The sequence below is a fragment of the Desulfosarcina sp. genome, assembly GCF_041551955.1.
Taxonomy (GTDB): Bacteria; Desulfobacterota; Desulfobacteria; order Desulfobacterales; family Desulfosarcinaceae; genus Desulfosarcina.
In genome coordinates this window covers 1-21216 of record NZ_JBFELV010000003.1, presented here as the reverse complement: position 1 = coordinate 21216, position 21216 = coordinate 1, and the positions used below count along the sequence as shown (strand labels likewise).

The 21216-nt window shown below is 54.0% G+C and carries 18 protein-coding genes and 1 pseudogene; 8 read left to right on the top strand and 11 right to left on the bottom strand.

Annotated features, from left to right (window positions below; genetic code table 11):
* Positions 1-12 precede the first annotated feature (12 nt).
* The 5 genes from ABYV26_RS00670 to ABYV26_RS00650 form a co-directional block, all read right to left on the bottom strand.
* Positions 13-1671 (bottom strand): YdiU family protein, encoded by a 1659-nt coding sequence (locus ABYV26_RS00670; protein ID WP_372677179.1) that lies wholly within the window; start codon positions 1669-1671, stop codon positions 13-15.
* A gap of 251 nt (positions 1672-1922) precedes the next feature.
* Positions 1923-2522: a hypothetical protein gene (locus ABYV26_RS00665; protein WP_372677177.1), complete on the bottom strand. Its 600-nt coding sequence runs from the start codon at positions 2520-2522 to the stop codon at positions 1923-1925.
* 245 nt (positions 2523-2767) lie between these two features.
* Positions 2768-3667, bottom strand: coding sequence for a haloalkane dehalogenase (locus tag ABYV26_RS00660; RefSeq protein ID WP_372677175.1), 900 nt, complete (start codon positions 3665-3667; stop codon positions 2768-2770).
* A gap of 56 nt (positions 3668-3723) precedes the next feature.
* Positions 3724-4026: a hypothetical protein gene (locus ABYV26_RS00655; protein ID WP_372677173.1), complete on the bottom strand. Its 303-nt coding sequence runs from the start codon at positions 4024-4026 to the stop codon at positions 3724-3726.
* 141 nt (positions 4027-4167) lie between these two features.
* The gene (locus ABYV26_RS00650) at positions 4168-4584 is read right to left on the bottom strand and encodes a secondary thiamine-phosphate synthase enzyme YjbQ (RefSeq protein WP_372677171.1); all 417 of its coding nucleotides are present in this window, start codon (positions 4582-4584) and stop codon (positions 4168-4170) included.
* 458 nt (positions 4585-5042) lie between these two features.
* On the opposite strand from ABYV26_RS00650, the gene ABYV26_RS00645 reads away from it, so the two are divergent.
* Both ABYV26_RS00645 and ABYV26_RS00640 read left to right on the top strand, forming a co-directional pair.
* Complete coding sequence (locus ABYV26_RS00645) at positions 5043-5633, top strand: hypothetical protein (RefSeq protein ID WP_372677169.1); 591 nt, start codon at positions 5043-5045, stop codon at positions 5631-5633.
* A 99-nt stretch (positions 5634-5732) separates the two neighbouring features.
* The gene (locus ABYV26_RS00640; protein WP_372677167.1) at positions 5733-6050 is read left to right on the top strand and encodes an NfeD family protein; all 318 of its coding nucleotides are present in this window, start codon (positions 5733-5735) and stop codon (positions 6048-6050) included.
* A 521-nt stretch (positions 6051-6571) separates the two neighbouring features.
* Here the strand turns inward: ABYV26_RS00640 and ABYV26_RS00635 are convergent.
* On the bottom strand, positions 6572-7339 hold the full coding sequence (locus ABYV26_RS00635; protein WP_372677165.1) for a DUF4197 domain-containing protein: 768 nt from the start codon (positions 7337-7339) through the stop codon (positions 6572-6574).
* A 1087-nt stretch (positions 7340-8426) separates the two neighbouring features.
* Here ABYV26_RS00635 and ABYV26_RS00630 point away from each other — a divergent pair.
* The 5 genes and pseudogenes from ABYV26_RS00630 (at position 8427) to ABYV26_RS00610 (ending at position 14043) form a co-directional block, all read left to right on the top strand.
* The gene (locus tag ABYV26_RS00630; protein ID WP_372677163.1) at positions 8427-8957 is read left to right on the top strand and encodes a hypothetical protein; all 531 of its coding nucleotides are present in this window, start codon (positions 8427-8429) and stop codon (positions 8955-8957) included.
* A gap of 285 nt (positions 8958-9242) precedes the next feature.
* Positions 9243-9596 (top strand): hypothetical protein, encoded by a 354-nt coding sequence (locus ABYV26_RS00625; RefSeq protein WP_372677161.1) that lies wholly within the window; start codon positions 9243-9245, stop codon positions 9594-9596.
* Between the two features lie 41 nt (positions 9597-9637).
* A pseudogene (locus ABYV26_RS00620) lies at positions 9638-9886 on the top strand (zinc ribbon domain-containing protein); the annotation flags it as partial.
* An 18-nt stretch (positions 9887-9904) separates the two neighbouring features.
* Positions 9905-13102, top strand: coding sequence for an adenylate/guanylate cyclase domain-containing protein (locus tag ABYV26_RS00615; protein ID WP_372677213.1), 3198 nt, complete (start codon positions 9905-9907; stop codon positions 13100-13102).
* Positions 13099-14043, top strand: a complete 945-nt coding sequence (locus ABYV26_RS00610) for a homocysteine S-methyltransferase family protein (RefSeq protein ID WP_372677159.1) — start codon at positions 13099-13101, stop codon at positions 14041-14043. Before ABYV26_RS00615 ends, ABYV26_RS00610 begins: the two co-directional genes overlap by 4 nt.
* A 246-nt stretch (positions 14044-14289) precedes the next feature.
* Here the strand turns inward: ABYV26_RS00610 and ABYV26_RS00605 are convergent, their stop codons facing one another.
* Complete coding sequence (locus ABYV26_RS00605; protein WP_372677157.1) at positions 14290-16092, bottom strand: MBL fold metallo-hydrolase; 1803 nt, start codon at positions 16090-16092, stop codon at positions 14290-14292.
* Between the two features lie 580 nt (positions 16093-16672).
* Between ABYV26_RS00605 and ABYV26_RS00600 the strand changes: the two genes are divergently transcribed.
* Positions 16673-18097: a hypothetical protein gene (locus ABYV26_RS00600; protein WP_372677155.1), complete on the top strand. Its 1425-nt coding sequence runs from the start codon at positions 16673-16675 to the stop codon at positions 18095-18097.
* A 129-nt stretch (positions 18098-18226) separates the two neighbouring features.
* On the opposite strand, the gene ABYV26_RS00595 is transcribed toward ABYV26_RS00600, so the two are convergent.
* The 4 genes from ABYV26_RS00595 to ABYV26_RS00580 form a co-directional block, all read right to left on the bottom strand.
* Positions 18227-18430, bottom strand: coding sequence for a cold-shock protein (locus tag ABYV26_RS00595; RefSeq protein ID WP_372677153.1), 204 nt, complete (start codon positions 18428-18430; stop codon positions 18227-18229).
* Positions 18431-18607: 177 nt separating this feature from the next.
* Positions 18608-19594: a peptidylprolyl isomerase gene (locus tag ABYV26_RS00590; RefSeq protein WP_372677151.1), complete on the bottom strand. Its 987-nt coding sequence runs from the start codon at positions 19592-19594 to the stop codon at positions 18608-18610.
* A gap of 186 nt (positions 19595-19780) precedes the next feature.
* Positions 19781-20647, bottom strand: coding sequence for a DUF3108 domain-containing protein (locus ABYV26_RS00585; RefSeq protein WP_372677149.1), 867 nt, complete (start codon positions 20645-20647; stop codon positions 19781-19783).
* Positions 20648-20698: 51 nt separating this feature from the next.
* A partial coding sequence (locus ABYV26_RS00580) for a PilZ domain-containing protein (RefSeq protein ID WP_372677147.1) occupies positions 20699-21216 on the bottom strand: 518 nt, incomplete at its 5' end.

The window sequence follows — 21216 nt, the reverse complement described above, 5'->3', positions numbered from 1 at the left end:
CCCGTCTGCACATCATGAACTGCACGACAGCATTGAACAGCCGGGGCGATGGCGGGCCCAGTCCGGACGTCTGGCGGCAAAGGCTTCCTTTTCCGGCTGTTCGTCGTAAGGGCGGCGCACTAAGTCGAGCAGTTCGTGAATCAGCGAAAAATCATCCTGTTCGGCCTTGTCGATGGCCATTTGCGCCATGTAGTTGCGCAGCACGTATTTGGGGTTGACCGCATTCATGCGACGTCGCCGAACCGGGTGGGGGATATTGTCCCGGCCGGCTCGTTCAAGGTAGCGTCGAAGCCAGTTGGCAGTCCGGCTGCGCATGTCTCCCGTCAACTGGTCGGGGACATAGTAGGCGTCCATGAGAGGGGCCATGAGCGCTTCATCGCCGACCGCAGCCAGGGAGGGATCATGCCCATCCAGCCGGGCGAGCCGGCGAAAAAAGATCGTCATGTCCGTTTCGACCAGCGGTAAAATGGCCAGCAGCTCGGAAATCAGGGCGTCGTCCGTTGCCGGATCGAATGCGTTGAATCCCAGCTTGCGGGACATCATCTGCCGCCATCCCTCCTGGTATAGGTTCACGTAATCGTCCAGCACCCCCTGCAGGGGTTCGACCTGCCCGATCAGCGGGTGGATGGCGTTGGCCAGCTGGGCGAGGTTCCACTGGGCAATGGCCGGTTGGTGACCAAAACGATAGCGGCGCCCAGCTGCGTCGGTTGTGTTGGGTGTCCAGTCGGGATCGTAATTTTCCAGCCAGCCGTAAGGGCCGTAGTCGATGGTCAGGCCAAGGATCGACATGTTGTCCGTGTTCATCACGCCGTGCACGAATCCCACCCGCATCCAGTGGACGATCATTTCGGCGGTGCGGCGGCACACCTCCTCGAACCACCGCAGATAAACCGCCGGTGACGGTTCACCCAGGTGGGGGAAATCGGTGCGAATCGTATGGTCCGCCAGCTGCTTCAACACATCCATTTCACCCCGGGCGGCAAAGATCTGAAAGCTGCCGAAACGCGTAAACGACGGTGAAACCCGGCAGACCACGGCCCCCGGTTCCAGTTTGGGATGGCCATCGTAGAACATGTCCCGCTCCACTTCCTCGCCGGTCAAGGTCAGACTCAGTGCGCGAGTGGTGGGCACGCCCAGGTGGAACATGGCTTCGCTGCACAGGAACTCGCGCACTGACGAGCGGAGCACCGCCAGGCCGTCAGCCGTTCGTGAATAGGGCGTGGGGCCAGCCCCTTTCAGCTGCAGCATCCAACGCTGCGAATCACTATTGACGATTTCGCCCAGGTTGATGGCCCGGCCGTCGCCCAGTTGCCCGGCCCAGTTGCCGAACTGATGGCCGCCGTAGCACATGGCGAAGGGTTGCATACCCGGCAGCAGGCGGTTGCCGGTGAACACCTGGGTGAACGCATCGGATTCGCAGGTGTGGATTGAAAGACCCAGCAGGTTCGCCACCTCCGGCGAGTAAGCGACCAGTCGGGGCGCTGCCACGGGTGTGGGGTCGACCCGGGAATAGCACGCGCCCGTTACCTGACGGCGCCGGTTTTGACGATCAGGATCGGCCGGCAGGTCACGGGTGAAGCGGTTGTCAAAACGCAGCGCGTCCAGGGTTTCCTGTGCTTTCGTGGGAGTCTGACTGGGTGCAATGAAATCTTGTGCTTCAAGTAAGTTCATCCGGACCGTCCCTTCGCCCGTCGGCATATCACAGACCGTCATCAGATTTTCCGATAATCTTGCCAGAATGGCTTGCGCTGATGGCCGGTGTTTTAGTTTCTAATCAGAAAGATTTTTTTAAGATAAGCACTGAACGCAGATGGTGCCATCCCGCAGACTAAAAACGAGGGGACTGGGGCTGCGGGAAGCGGGTTGGAAAGACTCAGGGGGGCGCAGAAAAAATCGGGTGGCCGGCATCGATGGTACAAGGGTCATTCCACGATAGGTTTATCGACCGCCCCGGCGCTTTCTGCAGCGGATGTGTCGTCCGGGGTGACGACCTCCGCAGTTGAGGCATCTTCGCCCAGTTCACGATTGGCTTCCTCTGCGGCAGCGGCTTCGGTCTCCGCTGCTTCCGCTCCGGCATCGGCCGGTTCTGGGTCGTCTGCCGATGCTGGCTCTGGCTCGATGGCCGGTTCGGTTTCTTCCTGGTAGGTCTGGGGCGGCGATGGAAACGAAATAGCGCTGCCGGTATTGCCGGGGTCAGCCTTGCCGAACACCGTGATAGTGACGATCTTGTCCGACTCCCAGACGATCGAGTGGTTCAGGCTGCGCAGCAAACGCTTGAGCCCCTTTTCCAGCGCCAGACCGTTAATGGTGGCACTCACCGGATGCTGATTCCACTTGCCGTTGAGATTGAACCGGTAGCCGGTGTCCCGGGTGATGGTTTCAAGCACATTACCCAGCGGTTCGTTTTGGGCCGTCAGGCTGATCAGTGGTTCTGCGGTTGAATCCTGCGCCATGGACGGATCAATCGCAGCGCTGCCGACGAACCAGAAAAAGCTGACAATCAGGCAGAAAATGAGTTTCATGATAGCATCCCAACTAGTGCGGGTTGCCGGCCGGGGCCGTTAAAGCGGTTCAACACCGATTTCAAAAATCGCGTCATTTCTGAACGTGGACAGTGATATTTTATTCTATTTTCATCTGTTTCACAACAATAGATGGACGCATATGGCGCACATCGAACACCGTTTCATGAAAGGCGCGGGATCAAGGCTTGCGCCATCCAATAGGGATGAGGTGTAACGCCAATATCGGACTGTTGACGGAACCGTCAACGATTGAATGCCGCCAGCGCTTTTTTGGCGACGATTTCACCCCATTCGGGTACAAAGTGCCCCGCCTCGTCGATTTCAATGGGGTCTGGGCAATTGCGGATGTCGTTTTTCAGCGCCCGCATCACCGGCGGGCCCAGCACCGGGTCCTGCATGCCGATGGCCATGAACGTCCGGCCGCGCCACGATTGGCCCAGCCAGCGCCTGGCATCGCGGGACAACCGGGCGCCGGGTGCATCGGCGTGATCCGGCACCATTTCCGGAAATCGCCGTACGCCTGTCTTATAGCGGCCATCGGGAAACGGCGCATCGTAAGCGCTGCATTCGGCCGGGGAAAGCTGGGGGCAGCTCCGTTTGAGGAGTCCTCCCGGAGATAGGTCGGGGTTTTTTTTGACCCAGGCCCGCCAATCGATAAATCCCTTGGAGAGCTGATGATCGCCGGATCCGAGGGTCGTGTTCATGACCAGCAGACGGGAGAATCGCTCGGGCATCGCCATCGGCAGCGTCAGGCCGATAATCCCGCCCCAGTCCTGGCAGACCAGGGTGATATCGGTCAAATTCAACTGTTCGATGAAGGAAAGCAGCGTATTGCGGTGGAAATCGAAATGGTATGCAGATGGGTCAACCGGTTTGTCCGATCGTCCGAATCCGAAAAAATCGGGTGCGACAACACGTCCCCGGGCCCCAACGAAAACCGTTATCATACGGCGGTATAGATAGCTCCAGGTTGGCTCGCCGTGCAGGCACAAAAAAGTCGCTCCGGCCGCTTCAGGCCGCTCATCCAGGTAGTGCAGGCGAAGCCCTTCGAAGCCTTTCAGGTTGTCCAGGTAGTTGGCGGCAAACGGGAAATCGGGCAGGCCGTCGAAACGTTCATCCGGTGTTCTCAATGCATCGAGCATCGTGGGTCCCCGCTAACAGAGGATTGAAAAAGACTGCGCGTGGGTGAATCGTTCCTTCATAAGGTCTTCAACTTGCGCAGGTAGTCGCGGACATAGTGTGGCAAAATGCCCTCCTTTAAATAGGCATTGAAATCCGCATGGGCGATTTCCGGATTGAGCGTCCACGTAGCCGCCGCCCGCTTGAAAACCTCATACTCGCTGATCGCCTGATTGCGGGCGTGGTTCCACAGGCGCTCCTCATCCGACAAAGGCGACCGGTTGGCCCAGTATTTGTCCAACCGGCGCATCAACTCGAAGTAAAGCAGGGCTGCCAGAATAAACAGCAGCATGGGCCATTGAAAAACAGTTTCCTCGTTCATCGGGCACCTCCGGCAACCATCATCAACTATACAATAATGCCGGGAATTAAGAAAACAGCTGCTTTACCAACTGGCGCGTCGAAATGATGGAGGTCAGATGAAACGATGAATCCGCATCGGCCTAAACACACAGCCCCCAACCTAATCCCCAATAATTTTAACCAGCACCCGTTTTTTTCGACGGCCGTCAAACTCACCGTAGAAAATGCGTTCCCAGGTTCCGAAATCCAGCCGGCCGTCGGTGATGGCCACCACGACTTCCCGGCCCATGATCTGGCGCTTCATGTGAGCGTCGGCATTGTCCTCGCCCACATTGTGCCGATACTGTGACACCGGCGCGTGGGGGGCCAGCTTTTCCAGCCAGACATCGTAGTCATGATGCAGGCCGGATTCATCGTCGTTGATGAAAACCGACGCCGTTATGTGCATCGCATTAATAAGCACGAGGCCTTCCTTGATGCCGCTTTCGTCGATGCACTGCTGAACATCGGATGTGATGTTGATGAAGGCACGCCGGGTGGGCACGTTGAACCAGAGTTCTTTTCTATAACTTTTCATCTTTGACTCCCGCCATTTGAAATGCGAATCATGAAAAACAAACAATCCACCGATGATCGTTGATTGTATCAGGCAGTCTCCAATCAGGAAAGGGTCATGGCGGTAGATTTTTTCGCAAATTGATGCAAAATTATTCGATTCGACGTGTTTATCGGTTAATTTTTCTTGAAGGAACCTGCCTTGCTCAGTTAGATACTGGACTAAAATAGACGTATTTGCCGATATCGAACCGAATGGTATTTATCGTTCAATTAAGATGGTTCCGTAAAAAGTCACAAGTGGTGTCACTCCCACGAAGGCGGGGCACGTAGTGAAGCTTTTTCAGCGCTGTCCATAACTGTCTGAAACTTATAGATCTCCGCCTTCGCGGGGATGATAAAAAAGAGGACATCTCGACTTTTTACGGGTTCATCAATTAAAAAGGCGAAATACGGCACATTCACACATGGAAAAAGGGTATGCGAATAAATAGATTAAAGATAACACCCATCGGTTTCATCGTGATTGGCTTGATTTTCGCCTGTTTCTTATTCACCGGCACAAGCCAGGCAGATAACCACGGCAAGGAAAGGGGCTGGTTCGAACGGGAGGGACAGCACCGCCCGTCACTTTTTGGCCGTGATGACGAAGGTAACGAAACCGCAGGCCAGATGGCGGCATGGCTTCTGGCGGCAGCCAACTTGCCCGTTGTCTTGAGTATGCTGATCAGATGGACCAATAAGTTTGTCCCAATGGTGAATGGATTAAAGGATGCACTGACCCGATTCAACCGGCTCCAGAAAAAGCATCTCATGCGATTGCATTATTTTATCAACCCGATAGTCCTGGGAGTGGCCCTGTGGCATTGGCTATCGTCCCGATGCAGGTCCACGGCTCTGCCGGAATGGGGATTTATCGTGATGGTTGCCCTGATTGCTTTGGGGCTGATCGTAAAATTCAAGCTGAGTCCAAAACCGCTTCGAAAACGTGTTTACCGGCTTCACACCCAACCGCTGTTATTCCTTGCCATGGTGATGGTACTGACTATCGGCCACCTGATTGTCGATTAAGTCCGGCGGAAAAAGGTAAAATCCCATCAATTGACCTGTGATTGAAAAACAAATCCATGTTGTCTTAAGGCCAGGACGAACATCATTATGAAAGAAGTGATGATCACGCTGCTGGTTTGTGTCGTCATCTATGAAATCTTCGAGCACATCATTCTGCCCCTGTTCTGGACGATTCGATATCGAAAGCGCAAATCTGCCTACGGTCCATCTGGCATGATTGGAAAAAAATGTGTGGTCAAGCAGTGGCGCGGTACCCGCGGCAAGGTCTGTGTTGGCGGGGAGTTGTGGAATGCAAGCAGCCCATCACCACTGGTTCCAGGAAGCGTGACAATTATCCGGGACATAGACAATTTAACCCTTCTGATTTCGCCCCCCGATCAGTCGACCGAAACATCGATGAAATCCGCCAAACAGTAGCTCATCAAATTCAACTGCTGATCACTCCTTAATCCCGGGAAGACATCACTTATAAATTGGTGCCTATGAGCTTTGCTCCAAACGACAGAAACCCACCATACAACCAATCGGGACATCAGTTGGGACCGCCGTTTTTTCTTTTATCTTGAAATTGCTTTTTTGATATCTCCCAACTTAATTAAATGCTAAGGAATTTTGATTATTTTGGTGGTAAACGAAATATGCGTGGTATTGACGAGCACGAGGCCTTCCTTCACCCTGCTCTCATCGATGCACTGTTCCACGTCGGAAGTAATATTGACAAATGCCCGTCGGGTGGGCACCTCGAACCAGAGTTCTTTGCGGTGGCTTTTCATTGAGAGGGTGAAATAATGATGTTAGCATAACCGCCTACCGGCTCAATTGCGCCGATAAATCCAGAAAAAATTGACCGAACACCACAAGCCCCTTCTTCACAAAGCGCCTGCAACCGGCATGATGCATAATATCGGGCGTCTAATGACATTCCCGGGTCGTCTCTATTATTGCCCTCCAAAAACCCGCTTCAAGAGATCGGTGGTCTGCCTGATCGGGTCCTGGCGGATGGCCGCCTCCTCCTTGGCCACATAATAGAATATACCGTCCAGACTCTTTTGGATGACGTGGCCGTTCAGGTCAGCTTTGATATCAGGCACAAACGGCAGGGCCCGATACTGGCCCATGATATGCTCATAGGTCTGGATCGCGCCCACCTGGGAGAGGCTTTCCGTCACGACCGGCTCGATTTCCCGGGTCAGGCCGGGTGTCATCTTACCCCGGAAATATCGGGTAGCCGAATCCTCGGGGCCGTTATAGATGCGCTTGACATCGTCGAAGGTCATGGCGCTGATGGCGTCAACGAAGAGGGACTTGGCCTTAGGGGTGGCGTTTTCTGCAGCCCGGTTGAGCTTGAGCTCCAAATCGTCAAGAGGTTGAGACATTCCGACTTTGGCCAACGCCGACCTTACGGTTTCCATCTGTCCGGGTAGCGGGATATGAATCGCCTGATCGGCGTTGAACCCATCTGTCCGACCCAGCCTAGTCACCACATTTTCGGTACCGATGTGGAGGGCCTCCTTGAACGCGGAGGCGATATCCGCATTGGAAAGCCCCGTTTGTCCCGTTGTTCCACCGAGCGATTTCAACACGTCGGACCCTTTGTCCAGCCACCCGCCACAAGCTGCGGTCACGATTCCGAAGCACAGGGTCAGCCAGACGATGATTACGTGCATAAGCTGACCCCGGCAATTTATTTTTGCGATCACAGACATGGTTTTCCTCCTTCTTGTGATTACCCTGCAATACACAAGGTATGGAATGCAATTGGTCTTCTTGATCAACTAAATATAAATCACGACTTAGATAAAGACTATCGATCTGAAAAATCGCCTCAGGTAGGCAAGCTGGCGTCTGGAGAATACATATGCCTTCGCCTGCCAGTGATTGTATCAGGCAGACTCCATTCGGGAAAGGGTCATGGTGGTCGTTTTTCGTAAATCGATGCCGATTTAGCCAAAATTTGACCTGTTCCCCAGATAAAATTCCTTGAAGAAGCCTGCCCTGGTAAAGGAAATAATGGTTAAACTATACAAACGTGATTGGCTTGATCACCGCCTGTTTTTTGTTCACGGACGCTGGCCATGCAGACGATCATGGCGCGGACCATCGGGGGACATGTGATCGCTATCGGGGTTCAATGGAAAATTGGCGTGCAGGGACGGTTGATCGGATATGCCAATTCACTACTAAATGCCGTTTAGTTTGGTGAAGGGAACCGTCCTTGCACGCCAAATCAATAATACGATTGGCAAAGAACCAGGAAGAAGTCGCTGGAGGTAAAATATGTCGTTTATTGGCATTGGCCCATAAACCAAGGAATAAAACCTACCCTGATTGCATAAAATAATATGGTCTATTTGTAAACACGGTCAATCCACTGATTAAACCCGTAGTTAAAATAAGGGTATTGGGAATCGAAAAGGCCTTTTTTCACCGTGTGATTCGATCATTTCATGGTGATATGCAAAATAAACAACGAATAGATGCTTTCAGAACCGCAAATATTAAAAGCTGTCTGGCTTTTCGGTTTTCCGTTCTTAAAATTGAGTATCGCGTTTCGTTTAGGCTTGCCAGAAAGCGTTCGCTGTGCAGGTAACTGATGATCCGGGTCTCAGCCTCCCTCCGGTTCTATTTTTTGGATTGGATCGATAATAGAGATCGAATCGGTAAGCCAGTCAGTTAAGGATGCCGGCTGCCAGCGACCGGCACCTTTGCGAGTGGTCTGTGTGGAGATGCAATTTGAAAAGCATCCAATAGGCTTTTTCTGTATTTTTGATTATTTCAGTGCTGGCGGTTGCAGTGGCACTGCCGCAGGCTCAGGCTGCCATGCATGATCTCGTAATCCTTTATGGACGGGTGATCGAACCGGAGACCAGCTTGGATGGCGTCCGCAACGTGGGCGTCAAGGACGGAAAAATTGTCCCGATTACCTCCGCAGGCATCGGCGGTAAAATCTATCAACGCCGAGGGGCTTGTGGTCGCATCTGGTTTTATCGATACTCATTTCCACCGCCTCCCCCCCATGGTGTAAAGCTGGCATTGCGCACCGGTGTGACAACCGGGATGGATTTAGAACTCGGCGCCCTCGAGATCGACATGGGGTATGGTGAAAAACAAAAAGCCGGAAGGCAGATAAACTTTGCAACAACCATCAGCCATGAATTTGTATGGCAATTGTTGCTCGTCGGTGTAGCGGGGGCTCAACGCGTGGGGAGAGATCTACCCCTATCTGGCTGGATCAACCAAAATTGCGTCAGCTATGCTACGAATGGAAAACGGGGAGGAGAATCTGGGTCTAAAATACGAGGAAACCGCATTGGATCCAATTGAAGGTAAATATTTGACCCGCGATGAGTACCTATAGTTGGTCGAGGAGGATCCAGAAAAATTAGTAGTTGGTTTAATGCGCAAGAAAGAATGGTTGGACGAATGGTTGAAGCTGCCAGGAGTGGCTATCACCGGAGACGGATGGCTGCCAATGGACGCGGAGGGGAAGATACTCACTTGGGATGATCCCTATGACAAAGGTACGTATCACCCCCGAACATGTGGCACACAGGGCAAAGCACTGCGCTCAGCAGGGCGTTCGGAATTCCGCTGGTGCAGACACTCAGCATGCTGACGTATACTTCGGCCAAGCACCTTGGAGACACGGGTTTCGAGTCGATGACGGTCAGGGGACGCATGCTGGAAGGAATGGTTGCTGACATTACCATCTTCAGTTGCGAAGTGGTGGCCGAAAACTCGAGCGATGAACGCGGTAAAAACGGCATTCCCACGACCGACATCTATTATGTGATTGCAAATGGAACGATGGTAGTAAAGGGGTCCAGCGTCCTCAAGGAAGTCAACCCGGGCCAGGCGATTCGTTTTCCGGTCGAAGCCAAAAGCCGTTATAAACCGGTTACCGTTGACAACCGGAGCAGCAACTACATCGAAGATATAGGCCGCCTCAGCGATATTCACTAGATTGGATTTAATTATTGGGTTGAGTGGATCACACCCGTGGTATGTCGTTGCAGGCAACCGTCATGGATGAAGGCCAAAGCGATCGATTCGACCCCGATTCGTTAACGACACAAAGCATCTTTTCCCTTACGAAGATTACCCCTCATGCATGGGAAACCCAGCTTATGAAATGTCCTGCATGTGACACAGACAATCTGGAACCTGCCAGTTTTTGCAACCAGTGCGGCAGTCCGATGGCGGCACTGTGCTCGGTCTGCGCCCAGTCTAACCCGCCTGGCAGCAAATTTTGCAACCAATGCGGAAAACGATTGAACGGTTCCGAGGCAACCCATGACCGACGATCGGGTCAACCCCTTGCTTACACGCCCAGGTACCTGGCCGACAAAATCCTCACCCGCCGGGCTTCCATCGAGGGAGAACGGAAACTGGTCACTGTGCTCTTCGCCGATGTAGCCGGTTTTACGGCCATGGCCGAAAAGCTCGATCCTGAAGACATGCATGCAATCATGGATGGATGTTTTACCATCCTCATGGACGAAATCCACAATTTCGAAGGAACGATCAATCAGTTCACCGGTGATGGGGTCATGGCTCTCTTTGGCGCGCCGCTTGCCCATGAGGACCATGCTCAACACGCCTGTTATGCCGCCCTGGCCATTCAAAAAAAGCTCAAGGACTACAGCGGTGAGATCCAAAAACGATTCGGCATGGAGTTCCGCATGCGTATCGGACTCAACTCCGGCCCGGTGGTGGTTGGCGCCATCGGCGACGACCTGCGCATGGATTACACGGCTGTCGGGGATACCACCAATCTGAGCGCCCGGATGGAAAGCCTGGCCGAACCGGGCACGATCCGTGTGTCCGGCAATACGGTCAAACTCGTCAGGGAGTATTTTAGGTTCAGGGCACTGGGAGCAACCCACATAAAAGGCAAATTGGAGCCTCAGGAGACCTTCGAATTAAGCGGGACAAGTCGTGTGACCAGCCGGCTGGATGCCTCAGCAGCACTTGGATTGACAACCTATGCTGGACGGCGGGAAGAAATGGCAGTCTTGACGGAATCGCACGAAAGCGTCCTAGCCGGGCACGAACAGGTGGTGGGGGTCAAGGGTGATCCAGGTGTGGGCAAATCGAGACTGATCTTTGAATGGAAACGTTCCCTCGGTGGAAGACTCGCTTATTTCGAAGGACGGTGCGTGCAGTTCGGCAAGTCCATGGCCTTTTTGCCGCTCAGGGAGATTTTACGCACTTATTTGGATTGCGGCGACGATGATACACCTCAATCCGTCACGCAAAAGATAAAGCATCGTTTTGAAACACTGGGCCTGGAGTCCGACCACGCCCTGGCTGCTTTTCAGGATCTTCTTGCCCTGCCGGTGGAATCCCAGACCTGGCCAGCCCTCCCTCCCAATGAACGCAAGGAAAAAACCTTCGAAGCGCTTCGGGATTTCCTGCTTTATGCAAGCCGGAAGGATCCCCTTGTGATCGTTGTGGAGGATCTCCACTGGATTGACAAGGCCTCCGAAGCGTTCCTGGATTTTCTCATCGAGGCTCTAAACGGCACCGCTATCCTGCTGCTGTTGATATATCGCCCGGAATACCGTCATGACTGGGTGAATCGTCCATGCTTTCGCGAGATAACGCTGGCACAGCTTCCCCGGGAAACCGGAACTGAAGTGATCGGCTCGATTCTCGGCAATGCCAGTACCGACCCAGCGCTGATGCACTTTGTGCTGCAGCGCACGGACGGCAATCCGCTCTTCATGGAAGAGCTCACCCGGACATTGCTGGAAAACGGCTCGATACGCATGGAATCGGGAAGCTATCGGCTGGACCGGTCTGCCGACAGCGCAAAAATCCCCGAAACCATCCACGGCATCATTGCCGCCCGCATGGACAGTCTCGATGATGAGGTCAAACGACTTATTCAGTTGGCGGCGGTAATTGGGCGCGACTTCGCACACCAGGTGCTGCAAACCATCATTGAGCGGCGCGAAAATTTGGATGCCGGCCTTGAAATCCTTCAGGAGATGGGATTCATCTATCGGAAAAGCCACTATCCCGAGCTGGCATTCACATTCAAACATGCGCTGACCCAAGAAGTGGCTTACAAAAGCCTGTTACGCCACCAACGCGCGCGCGACCACTCACATGTCGCCGGTGCAATAGAACGGCTCAATGCCCAGCGGATCGATGAATCATACGAAGTTCTGGCCTATCACTATGACCGAAGCGAAGATGCACAAAAAGCATACGAATACTTACGGTTATCAGGCGAAAAAGCAATTCGTACGCACTTTTTGTGGGAGGCATACGACTACTTCAAGAAAGCATTGGCGGCGCTGGATCGTCTTCCCCATGGGGATAAACCCCGCCAACAGGAACTCGAAATACTCCATTTGATGGTTATCCCGATTATCGCCCTGGGGCTGCCCGAGGATAGCCTGGTCTACCTCGAAAAGGGTGTCCGGGTTTCAAAGGCATTGGATGATCATAGCAGCATGACTCGATTTTACGGTAATATCGGAGTCTTTTACATGAGCCGCGGCGATTATGATCAGGGCACCGCATACTCCCAAAGAGCCTTTGAAACCGCCGAGCGCATCGGCGATGTGGATGCCATGGCGCAAACCGGGCCCGACCTGTGCCAAGACTTTATGAACGCCGGGAAATTCAAGGAAACGATACAGGTGGCCACACGGATTGTCGAGGCCGTCGAAAATGCAGGTCGCGAGTCTGATTATTTCGGCGGGATGACCAATATTTATTCTGTTATAAGCGCCTTTGTCGGTTACAGCAGGGGAGTGCTGGGAGACTTCACCGATGGGCTGGCCACCTGCGAGAACGCCCTTACCTCTGCTGTCCGCTTTGGAGGACCGGAAACCACAGGCGTCTGCGAAGTTCAGCTGGGTTGCCTGCATCTGCTCAAGGGCAGCCATGAGCTGGCATTCAATTTTATCGGCGACGGTGTACGCCATTTAGAGGAGGCGAACTTTTACTGGCATCTGCCCTGGGGCCGGAGTATGCTTGGCCTTGCGCAAACTTTTCTCGGCGACCCCCAATCAGGACTGGGGCATATCGAAAAGGCATTGGCAGAAAACCAGAAAATCGGAGTCGAGTGGCGCCGGTCGGAGCTGCTTTTCAATCTGGGCGTCTGCCGGTTCAGCCTGGCGAATTATCAACCGGCCATGCAGGCGATGAACGACGCCCATGTTCTGTCCGTCGATTCCGGTCAGCGGTATGTCACCGGTAAAGCGCTGACCTGGCTGGGGCGCATTCATTTCAGACTTGACCCGCAGGCCGTTGCAACCGCATCTACCCTCATAGGCCAGGGAATCGAAATTTTACGCAGTCTCGACATCAAACCCGAACTTGCCCTGGGCCATTTTTTCTTGGAAGAGCTTTATACCCGGTCCGGTAAGAGAGAATTATCCGCTGAACATTCAGGCCAGGCACGGAAGATGTTCCGAGACTTGGGCATGCACGTCAAAAGGAGCAGAAGGTGACCCCGACCTCGTTCCAGATATTTTATGAACGTTCAGCCTCCATTCTGGGCGAAGGAGCTATTATTGAACGTCTGCGCAGAAACGGGGACGTCGAACTAGACCCCCACATCGTCAATTCCGCTTTCATCTATGATGAGTCCAAACGCAAGTCCCTGGCGGCCATATACCGGCAGTATCTGGACATCGGCCGCCAGTTCGACCTGCCACTTATCCTTTCCACCCCGACCTGGCGTGCCAGCCGGGAACGAATCTCGAATGCCGGTTGCGATGATAAAAACGTGAATGGGGACAATTTTCGTTTTCTTGATCAGTTACGCAATCAATGCGGGACATATGCGAAAAAAGTGGCCGTCGGCGGATTGTTGAGCTGCCGGGGGGATGCCTTCAACCCGGGTGAAGCCCTTTCAGCCCAGAGGGCCCGATCTTTTCACGCCTGGCAGGCTGAACGGCTGGCCCAGGCCGGGGTCGATTTTTTGTTGGCGGCAACCCTGCCCGCACTAAGCGAGGCCGTCGGTCTGTCAGCGGCCCTTTCCGACACGGGGGTTCCCTATATAATCAGTTTCGTTGTGCGTCCGGAAGGCACATTGATTGACGGCACCCCACTGAAAGCGGCCATCCAGCAAATCGATGCCGCAGTCAGCCCAAAGCCGCTGGCCTACATCGTCAATTGCACCCATGCCTCCATTTTTAGGGCGGCGCTTCTCCATGAAGTCAATTCATCTCCTCTGGTAAGGAAGCGGATCGGTGGATTGTTGGCCAATACCGCCGCACTCAAGCCCGAAGAACTGGATGAGCGTGAAAACCTGGTCACGGAAGCACCTGTAACTTTCGGTCAGGCCGTAGGTGATCTTAAAAACGATCTGGGCATGAAGATATTAGGGGGTTGCTGCGGCACCGACGATCGTCACATTCGACAACTGGCAAAACGGCTTGTCAAATGAAGCTGTTGGATAGAATGAATATGTGGCGGGCGCAAAAGACAAAAAAATGACCTTTCCAAACTGATTGCCTCGGGAATTACCCTTTACATAACCGGGCGTTGTAAAATGTCCTGAGCGCAGGCAAGACATGGCGCCATATGGCGACAAGACGGCGTTCATGTATGGTGAGATGAACACGTTGAGCCACATTTTAACGCTTCACTGTAAAGCGACATCGTCTTTCGACACCCTGTCAAAGGCCAGGTTTCATGGGCGAAGGTTGGCGGCCATCTCCCGCTCAACCATTTTTCCCAGTTCGCGCAGCAAGTCAATCCTCACCTCGTCCAGGTCGCGGGGCCGGGTGTCAATCAGGCACAGGGTGCCGGGGGAAGTCCCGTTGGGCAGTGTCAGTGGGTATCCGGCGTAAAAGCGGATGCGGGGTTCTCTGACCACCAGCGGGTTGTCTGCAAAACGGGAGTCGAGGAGGGTATCGCGAACGATCATGACTTTCGTGTCAAGGATGGCATGGGCGCAGAATGCCTGGTCCCGCGGCGTTTCGGTTGCATTCAAGCCGAAGTGGGACTTGAACCACTGGCGGTCCTGGTCGACGAGCGTCACCAAGGCCATGGGTACATCGAAAGCCGCGGCAGCGATTCGGGTGATTTGTTCAAACCGTTCTTCAATATCCGTATCAAGGAGATGAAGCTGTTTAAGCGTCTCTATGCGCTGCGGCTCATTTTCCGGAATGGGCGCCCGCCCCCAGCGGCAAATGCTTCGCATAACCCAAGCACGTACCCGTGTGCGTGCATATTCTGCGGTAAAGGGCTGGATCAGCCAATCGGTAACGCCGGCATCGGCACCTGCGTCGGAATCGGCATCAGCAACGATGACTACCGGTAGGTCGCTGGTATGGTCGGTATCCATATCCCGTATGGCTCGGCAGGTTTCAAGGGCCTGGCCACCCACCTCTCCGTCATCGAGGATGACCAGAGATAGCCGCGTCGAACGAACCATCCCAAGGACGTCCTGAGAAGTCCCGGCCCTCAATATTTGCAGGTTGTCGGCCTGAGCGGCCTCCTGAATCTTCTCAGCCAATATTTCGTCCGCGATGCCGATCAAGACCTGGGGGTCCTGAAGCGCGGGTTCGATCGGATCGACTGCCGAGAAGCGCTCCGGCCCCTCTTCTTCTCTGGTATCCAGCGAGGCTGCCATTTCGACCACCATTCCTTCGGCGGCGGCGAAGACATCCATCGGCCGTCCCGCCCGGGGCAGACTGGCGCGTACCTCCTCACATAGTGCATCGACACGGTCGTCGCTTCGCAATGGATCGTGGTGCGTCAAGGCCAAACGCCTGACGCCCGCAGCACGGGACATGTCAACCGCACAATCAACCGGGGTGTGCCCCCAACCGAACTTGTCCGTGTACTCCGCCGTCGTGTATTGGGCATCATGGATCACCAGATCGGCCCCTCTCATGAATTTGATGTGGCGGCGGTCCTGTTCGCTCATGGTGCCGGTACCCTGGGCGTACTGACGGGAGTGCGGCTCATGGTCACAGGCATAAACGACCGAAACCCCGTCGGCTTCCAGTCGATATCCCAGTGTGAGGGCAGGATGGTTCATGTACAGCGTTCGAACCTTGATATCGCCGATTTCGAAGACGCCTTCGACGAGATCGTGATAGCGGATGGCGGCTCCGAGTTCTTCCAGCGTTATTGGGAAGTAAGTGTACTGCATCTGGCCCGCAAGGGACTCGCGAAGGGACGAACCGAGGCCACGGGGGGCGTAAATGTCCCATTCGTTGCCGGGCACGAAAAGGGGATCGAAGAAGGGGATTCCTTGGATGTGGTCCCAATGGGTATGGGTAATGAGGATATGGCCACGCAGGGGATGGGCTTCGCTTTCCATGAGGAATTGGCCGAGTGCGTGCGCCCCGGTGCCGCAATCGAGGACGATCATGGTGCCTGAGGCAGAACGCACCTCGACACAAGACGTGTTGCCGCCGAATCGGACGGTCGATGATCCCGGCTTCGGGATGGATCCTCGTGTACCCCAGAATCTAACTTTCATGGTAAAGGGTCCTTCCTGGCGGAATCCCGAGCACTATGCCGATTGCAAGCCAACCTGCGACCTGCTGACACGATTCGACGGCATTTCGCTTTTTCCTGAGTTTAAATGAATTTTAAACGTCATCGCATAATTTAATGGATTTTTTCTGGAATGCAACTGCAGCGGCAGGTGACCTTAATTTCGGTCTGGCCTGGATGAGCGGCGATCGATTGACCTCGCTCTCGATCACCTTTCCACCCCGCAGCGGCAACATGTCGTGATACAGGCCCGATTCCACCACCCAGGTCAGGCGGACAGCCTGCTGGAGGCAGATTCACCAGGACTTTCAGTCGATCCCTTCCCGGTCGGGGGATCAAATAATCACAGATCCATGCCGGTCGGTGAAAACATCGGTCTCGCTGATTCATCATCATCCCATGCTATGGCACCATCCCAATTGTCTGGAATGATTCGCCTTGGACAATTCTGCTAGAAAGCCGGTCAATCTTATTTTGGACCCTGATGACAATTCAACCTTCCGTTTCTAATCTAAATCAGTAAAATGGATGGGTTGCCCAATGACCATGACCCACGGTGCCAAATGCCTGACAAAGCCCTTATAAAAAAAGTATTGTTCGCCGGTGTCGTCCTTTGCCTGTTTGCCGTCCTGTTGGGCACGATTCCTGAAATCTGGTTTAGCCATCACTTGAAAAAAAACTGGAAGGTAAACGAAAACACCCTCCCCGACACCCAAAACGGCCGCAGGAATCGGCTTTGCCTTGTCTTTGCCCTCGACGGGGTTCCATACACGATGGTCAGGGATCTGCAGAAAGAGGGTTATTTCAAAGGGTTTTACCCACCCGGCAGACTGGCGAGCACCTTCCCCTCACTAACCCGACCGGCCTTTTCAAAGATGCTCATCGGAGGAAAACCATTTGGGTACGAACGTCTTTATTACAATTTCGAGACCAATCAACTGGAAGGTTCGACACTGATTCAAAAAGCGTTGTCGACTCAAAAAGAACATGCAGACTATCACCCCACGATTCACTTTTTCGGCTTTCCCGGATACATTGCCTATGTGTTTCCGGACACCTTTACCCAGACCGCTCTGGAGGCCTTTAAAACCCGCCTTAAACATTTCAAGGGAGAGGAATTCATTGCCTATATGGGCATCTCCGATGCCATTGCGCATGTGGAAGGCGAAGCGGCACTGATGGAATTTCTAAAAAAAGTCAGCGACCTGCTGGACACGGTGAGAAATGACATCGGCGGGTTGCTCGATGTCGTGCTGTTTTCCGACCATGCCAACAACTTTACCAAAAACCGGCGACTGGACCTGTCAACCCCGCTGATTGAAGCCGGATTCAGGGATGTAGACCAACTCGAGGAGAAAAAAGATTTTGTGCTGCCGGAGAACGGCCTTGTCAGTTTCGCCGCCATCTATTCGGCCAATGAAGATGCGTCAACCATTGCCGAGGTGTTATCAACGGTTGAAGGGGTTGATTTTTCGGTATTCCGCTCGGGGTTTTCCCTGCTGGTTCAAGGAGCAACAGGTACCGCCCGAATTTCTAAACGACAGAACCGCTTTCAATACAGCCGGATCGATGGAGATCCCCTTGATCTTAAAGACACCATCCTGCGCCTCAAGCATCTCGGCAAAATTGACGCCCAGGGGTTTATTCATGAGAAAGCGTGGTGGATGGCTACCAAAGAACACATATACCCGGATCCGCTGAGGCGACTGTGGGAAGGGATGAATGATCTGGTGCAACACCCCGCAACCGTTTTGGTCAGCCTGAAGGACGGCTATGCATTCGGTCCGCCCATTTTCGATCAGCCGATAATCGGTTCGCGCGCGGGTACTCACGGATCGCTGCTGGCATCCCACTCCTATGGGTTTCTGATGACCGATTTCATGCGGGTGAATGATGCAAGCCGTCCAGAGGAGGTAGCCGGCCTGCTGGGAAGGGCGGTAGAAGCTAAAAAAAAGGGAAAAAAATTGTCGGGGGTGCAGGCCAACTAATTTTCGGAAAACCCATTGACCCGATGCGCGACATTTCGGTTTTCATTCAAGTGAGGGTTCCAGCCGAAACAACCGGGGCACCCCGCCATTTACGGCGGAATGCCCCGGTTGAAGATCGATTCGATTTTATCAGGTTGTTCGTCTTACATTCTTGGCTTCGGGTCCGCGGTCACTCTCCTCTACCTCGAAAATTACCATGTCCCCTTCGGAAAGCGTCTTGAATCCCGTCATGTCGATAGCGGAAAAGTGCACAAAGACGTCCCGACCTTCGTTTTCATTGATGAAGCCATACCCCTTTTTGTCATTGAACCATTTTACGATACCGTTTGCCAAAGTACTGACCTCCTCTTCTCAATAGTTCCCCTCCAAAATGTCCCTTTGCCGTTGCAGACGATACTCCGGCACATGGAAGATTGCCGCTCAGAAGATTTCAGATCAGGGGTGGTATCGGCCAAACTATCATCCAGAAAAAATTTTTAGCCAATGGAATACTCATTGTCAAGAAAAAAGCTAAAGTGGAAACCGTTTAATATCCGCATGTTCCTTCATTTTTTCAAGATAGGTGTCGATCTTTTTCCCCTCCTGCTCCTGGCGCAGGCGGGCGGAGATGGCATCCTTTACCTCGTTGAACGCCATAGTTTGCTCGCCCTGGCGCTCGGTCACCCGGATCAGGTGGTATCCGAATTGGGTCTGCACCACATCGCTCGTCTGGCCGGGCTGAAGGGCGAAGGCGGCTTCGGAAAAGGGCGGAACCATCTGCTCCCGGCTAAAAAAACCAAGGTCGCCCCCCTTGGTCTTGCTGGGGCAGTCCGAGTTCTCCTGAGCCAGGGCGGCAAAGTTCTCACCATTGTCGAGACGCAATTTCAGGGCTTGGATGGCGGCCTGGGCCTCTGCCTGCTTGGCTTCATCGGCGTCTGCCGGCACCTGTATCAAAATATGAGAGGCTTTGACCTGCTCCGGCTTGCGGAACAGGTTTGGGTTGTCGTCATAGAATGCGCGGATCTGCTGGTCGGACACGGATATCTTCTGTAGCACCTCTTTGTCGATGAGCGTTTTAATGGTCAGCCCCTGATTTATCTGGCGCATCAGCATCTCCTCGGAAAATCCCATTTCCGCCAGCGCATTCTGATAAGCCTTCTCTTCCTTGAATGCGGCCTTGAATTCATCCAGGGCTTTAGCCACGGCTGCGTCTTTGACATCGATCCCCGCCGATTGGGCCTGTTGAAGCAGCAGGGTCCGGTTGATCAGGGTATCACGGATCTCCCCTTCATAGCGCTTCAGTTGCTCGGCATCCACGGGCCTTCCCTGGCGGGCCAGCTTCAGTGAAACCAGCTTCATCTCACGGTCCAGATCCTCGCGCAGCAGAACGGTATCATTGACTCGGGCAATCTGTCCGGCAGGTGCATCAGCGGCGATAATAGCTGCCGGTGTAAGCAGCAGGATCGCCACCATGGCGGCGACTGCGGCGACACGTGCCTTGGGTTGAATAAATATCATCGGTTTCTCCTTGATGGGTTGTGGGGCTGTCGCACCCCTGGAATTGGCCGACCATAAAATCACTGATGTCCGCCAGTATGCGTTTACTGTTTAGAACGACGGTCATGCAACAGGTGCGCTGAGGCATGCCACCGTCCGCCCAGTGGCCGTGTTCAAAACCGCCACTGTCTGTGATTGCCGACCACGTCAGTCTTCTAGTTGAGTCCCCGAAGGCGGCCTATCGCTTCCCACCACGCTCTCCAGTTCACCGGAAAAGCTGCCCACGATTACTTTGCTTTTCAACTTAACCGGCAAGCGACGATGGTCCGCCGACACCCAGAGCTGAATTTTAGCGTCCGGGCTCTTATCGAATACACCGCCCACATGCGCCAGGTCCGGCTCGATCAAAAAAGTGTCGAAGGTGCCCGCCGGCACCGTCACCGTCTCTCGCCTAATCACCTCGGCAACACCCATGACGTGCTTTTTGCCGTCGGTCACCGATCGCTGCATACGACCACCGACGACCAGGTTTGCCGTACGTGACCAATAAAAAATGGACAGGGGGTCAAAGGTACCGACAGTAATGGGAATCGGTTCCCTGACCTCGCCGTGGTTGGTATATTGGACGGTCATATCCTCCCAGTCGAAGGAGACGGTGATGTCACGACGGGTGCTGCCTTCATGCTGTTTTTTTCGGTACAAGAGCGATTGACGCATGCCGCTGTCCGCCCAGGCGTCGATGCGGTCCCGAACCATGTAAAATGCGTCCACAAAGGCATTGGACCGGGCTGTGAGCACAAAGTGATAGGCATCGATACCCGTCATGTGCTCCTGCGGCAGCACTTCCAGCACCGCTTCCCCGGCCGGGATAATGGTCCATTTGAGTATAAAGGTCAATCGTTCACCCGGGCGAAATGCCTGGTTGGGAAGCGGCGTATCGGCAGACCAGGCCGTGCAGGCAAGGCACAGCCAGACGGCGGTCCATACGGAGAATGCCCAGCGGGCCGCATAGGGGCACCCGGAATCCTTGATCCACCCCCGGTCTATCGGCCGATGAGGCACGGCTGTTTTCATCTGTATCATGACTTTCGGGATTGACCGGTCGGCATCCATGCAGAGCAACGGTCAACGCATCAGGTAGAATCCCAGGGCAGGGTCGTCCGGATCGTTGGGGTGAAAGGAGGCTCCCACATATGGCCCGCTGACGTTGCGGACGATCACCCGTTTCTCAATGGGGGTTCGTTTGCGATCGTCCAGACGAAATTCCACCAGCAATTTGGCGCCGACGGGAAAGGTTCGGGGTACGGTCAATTTCAATTTCAAGCCGGTGGTGGAAAGATCCACCACCTTCGCCAGGCCGGTGTCTTCAGGCCCGTTAGTCCCTAAAAGGGTGAATTTTCCTGGCAAATCGGAACCTTGGCGGTATTGTTTGCGTTTTTCCAGTCGACAACGGAATTGGTGGCCGCAGGCACAGGTACAGTTGACCGAAATTTTCTTGTCAGACGCGGCATATTGGCTCACATCCGCGGTTTTGGCATGGCCGCATTGAGGACAACGGAAGGTGGCCATATTGTTCTTGGATATATAAACAGTCTGATCCATAGGATTACCATCCTGTTTGAGGCTGTACCAGTGCGTCCGTC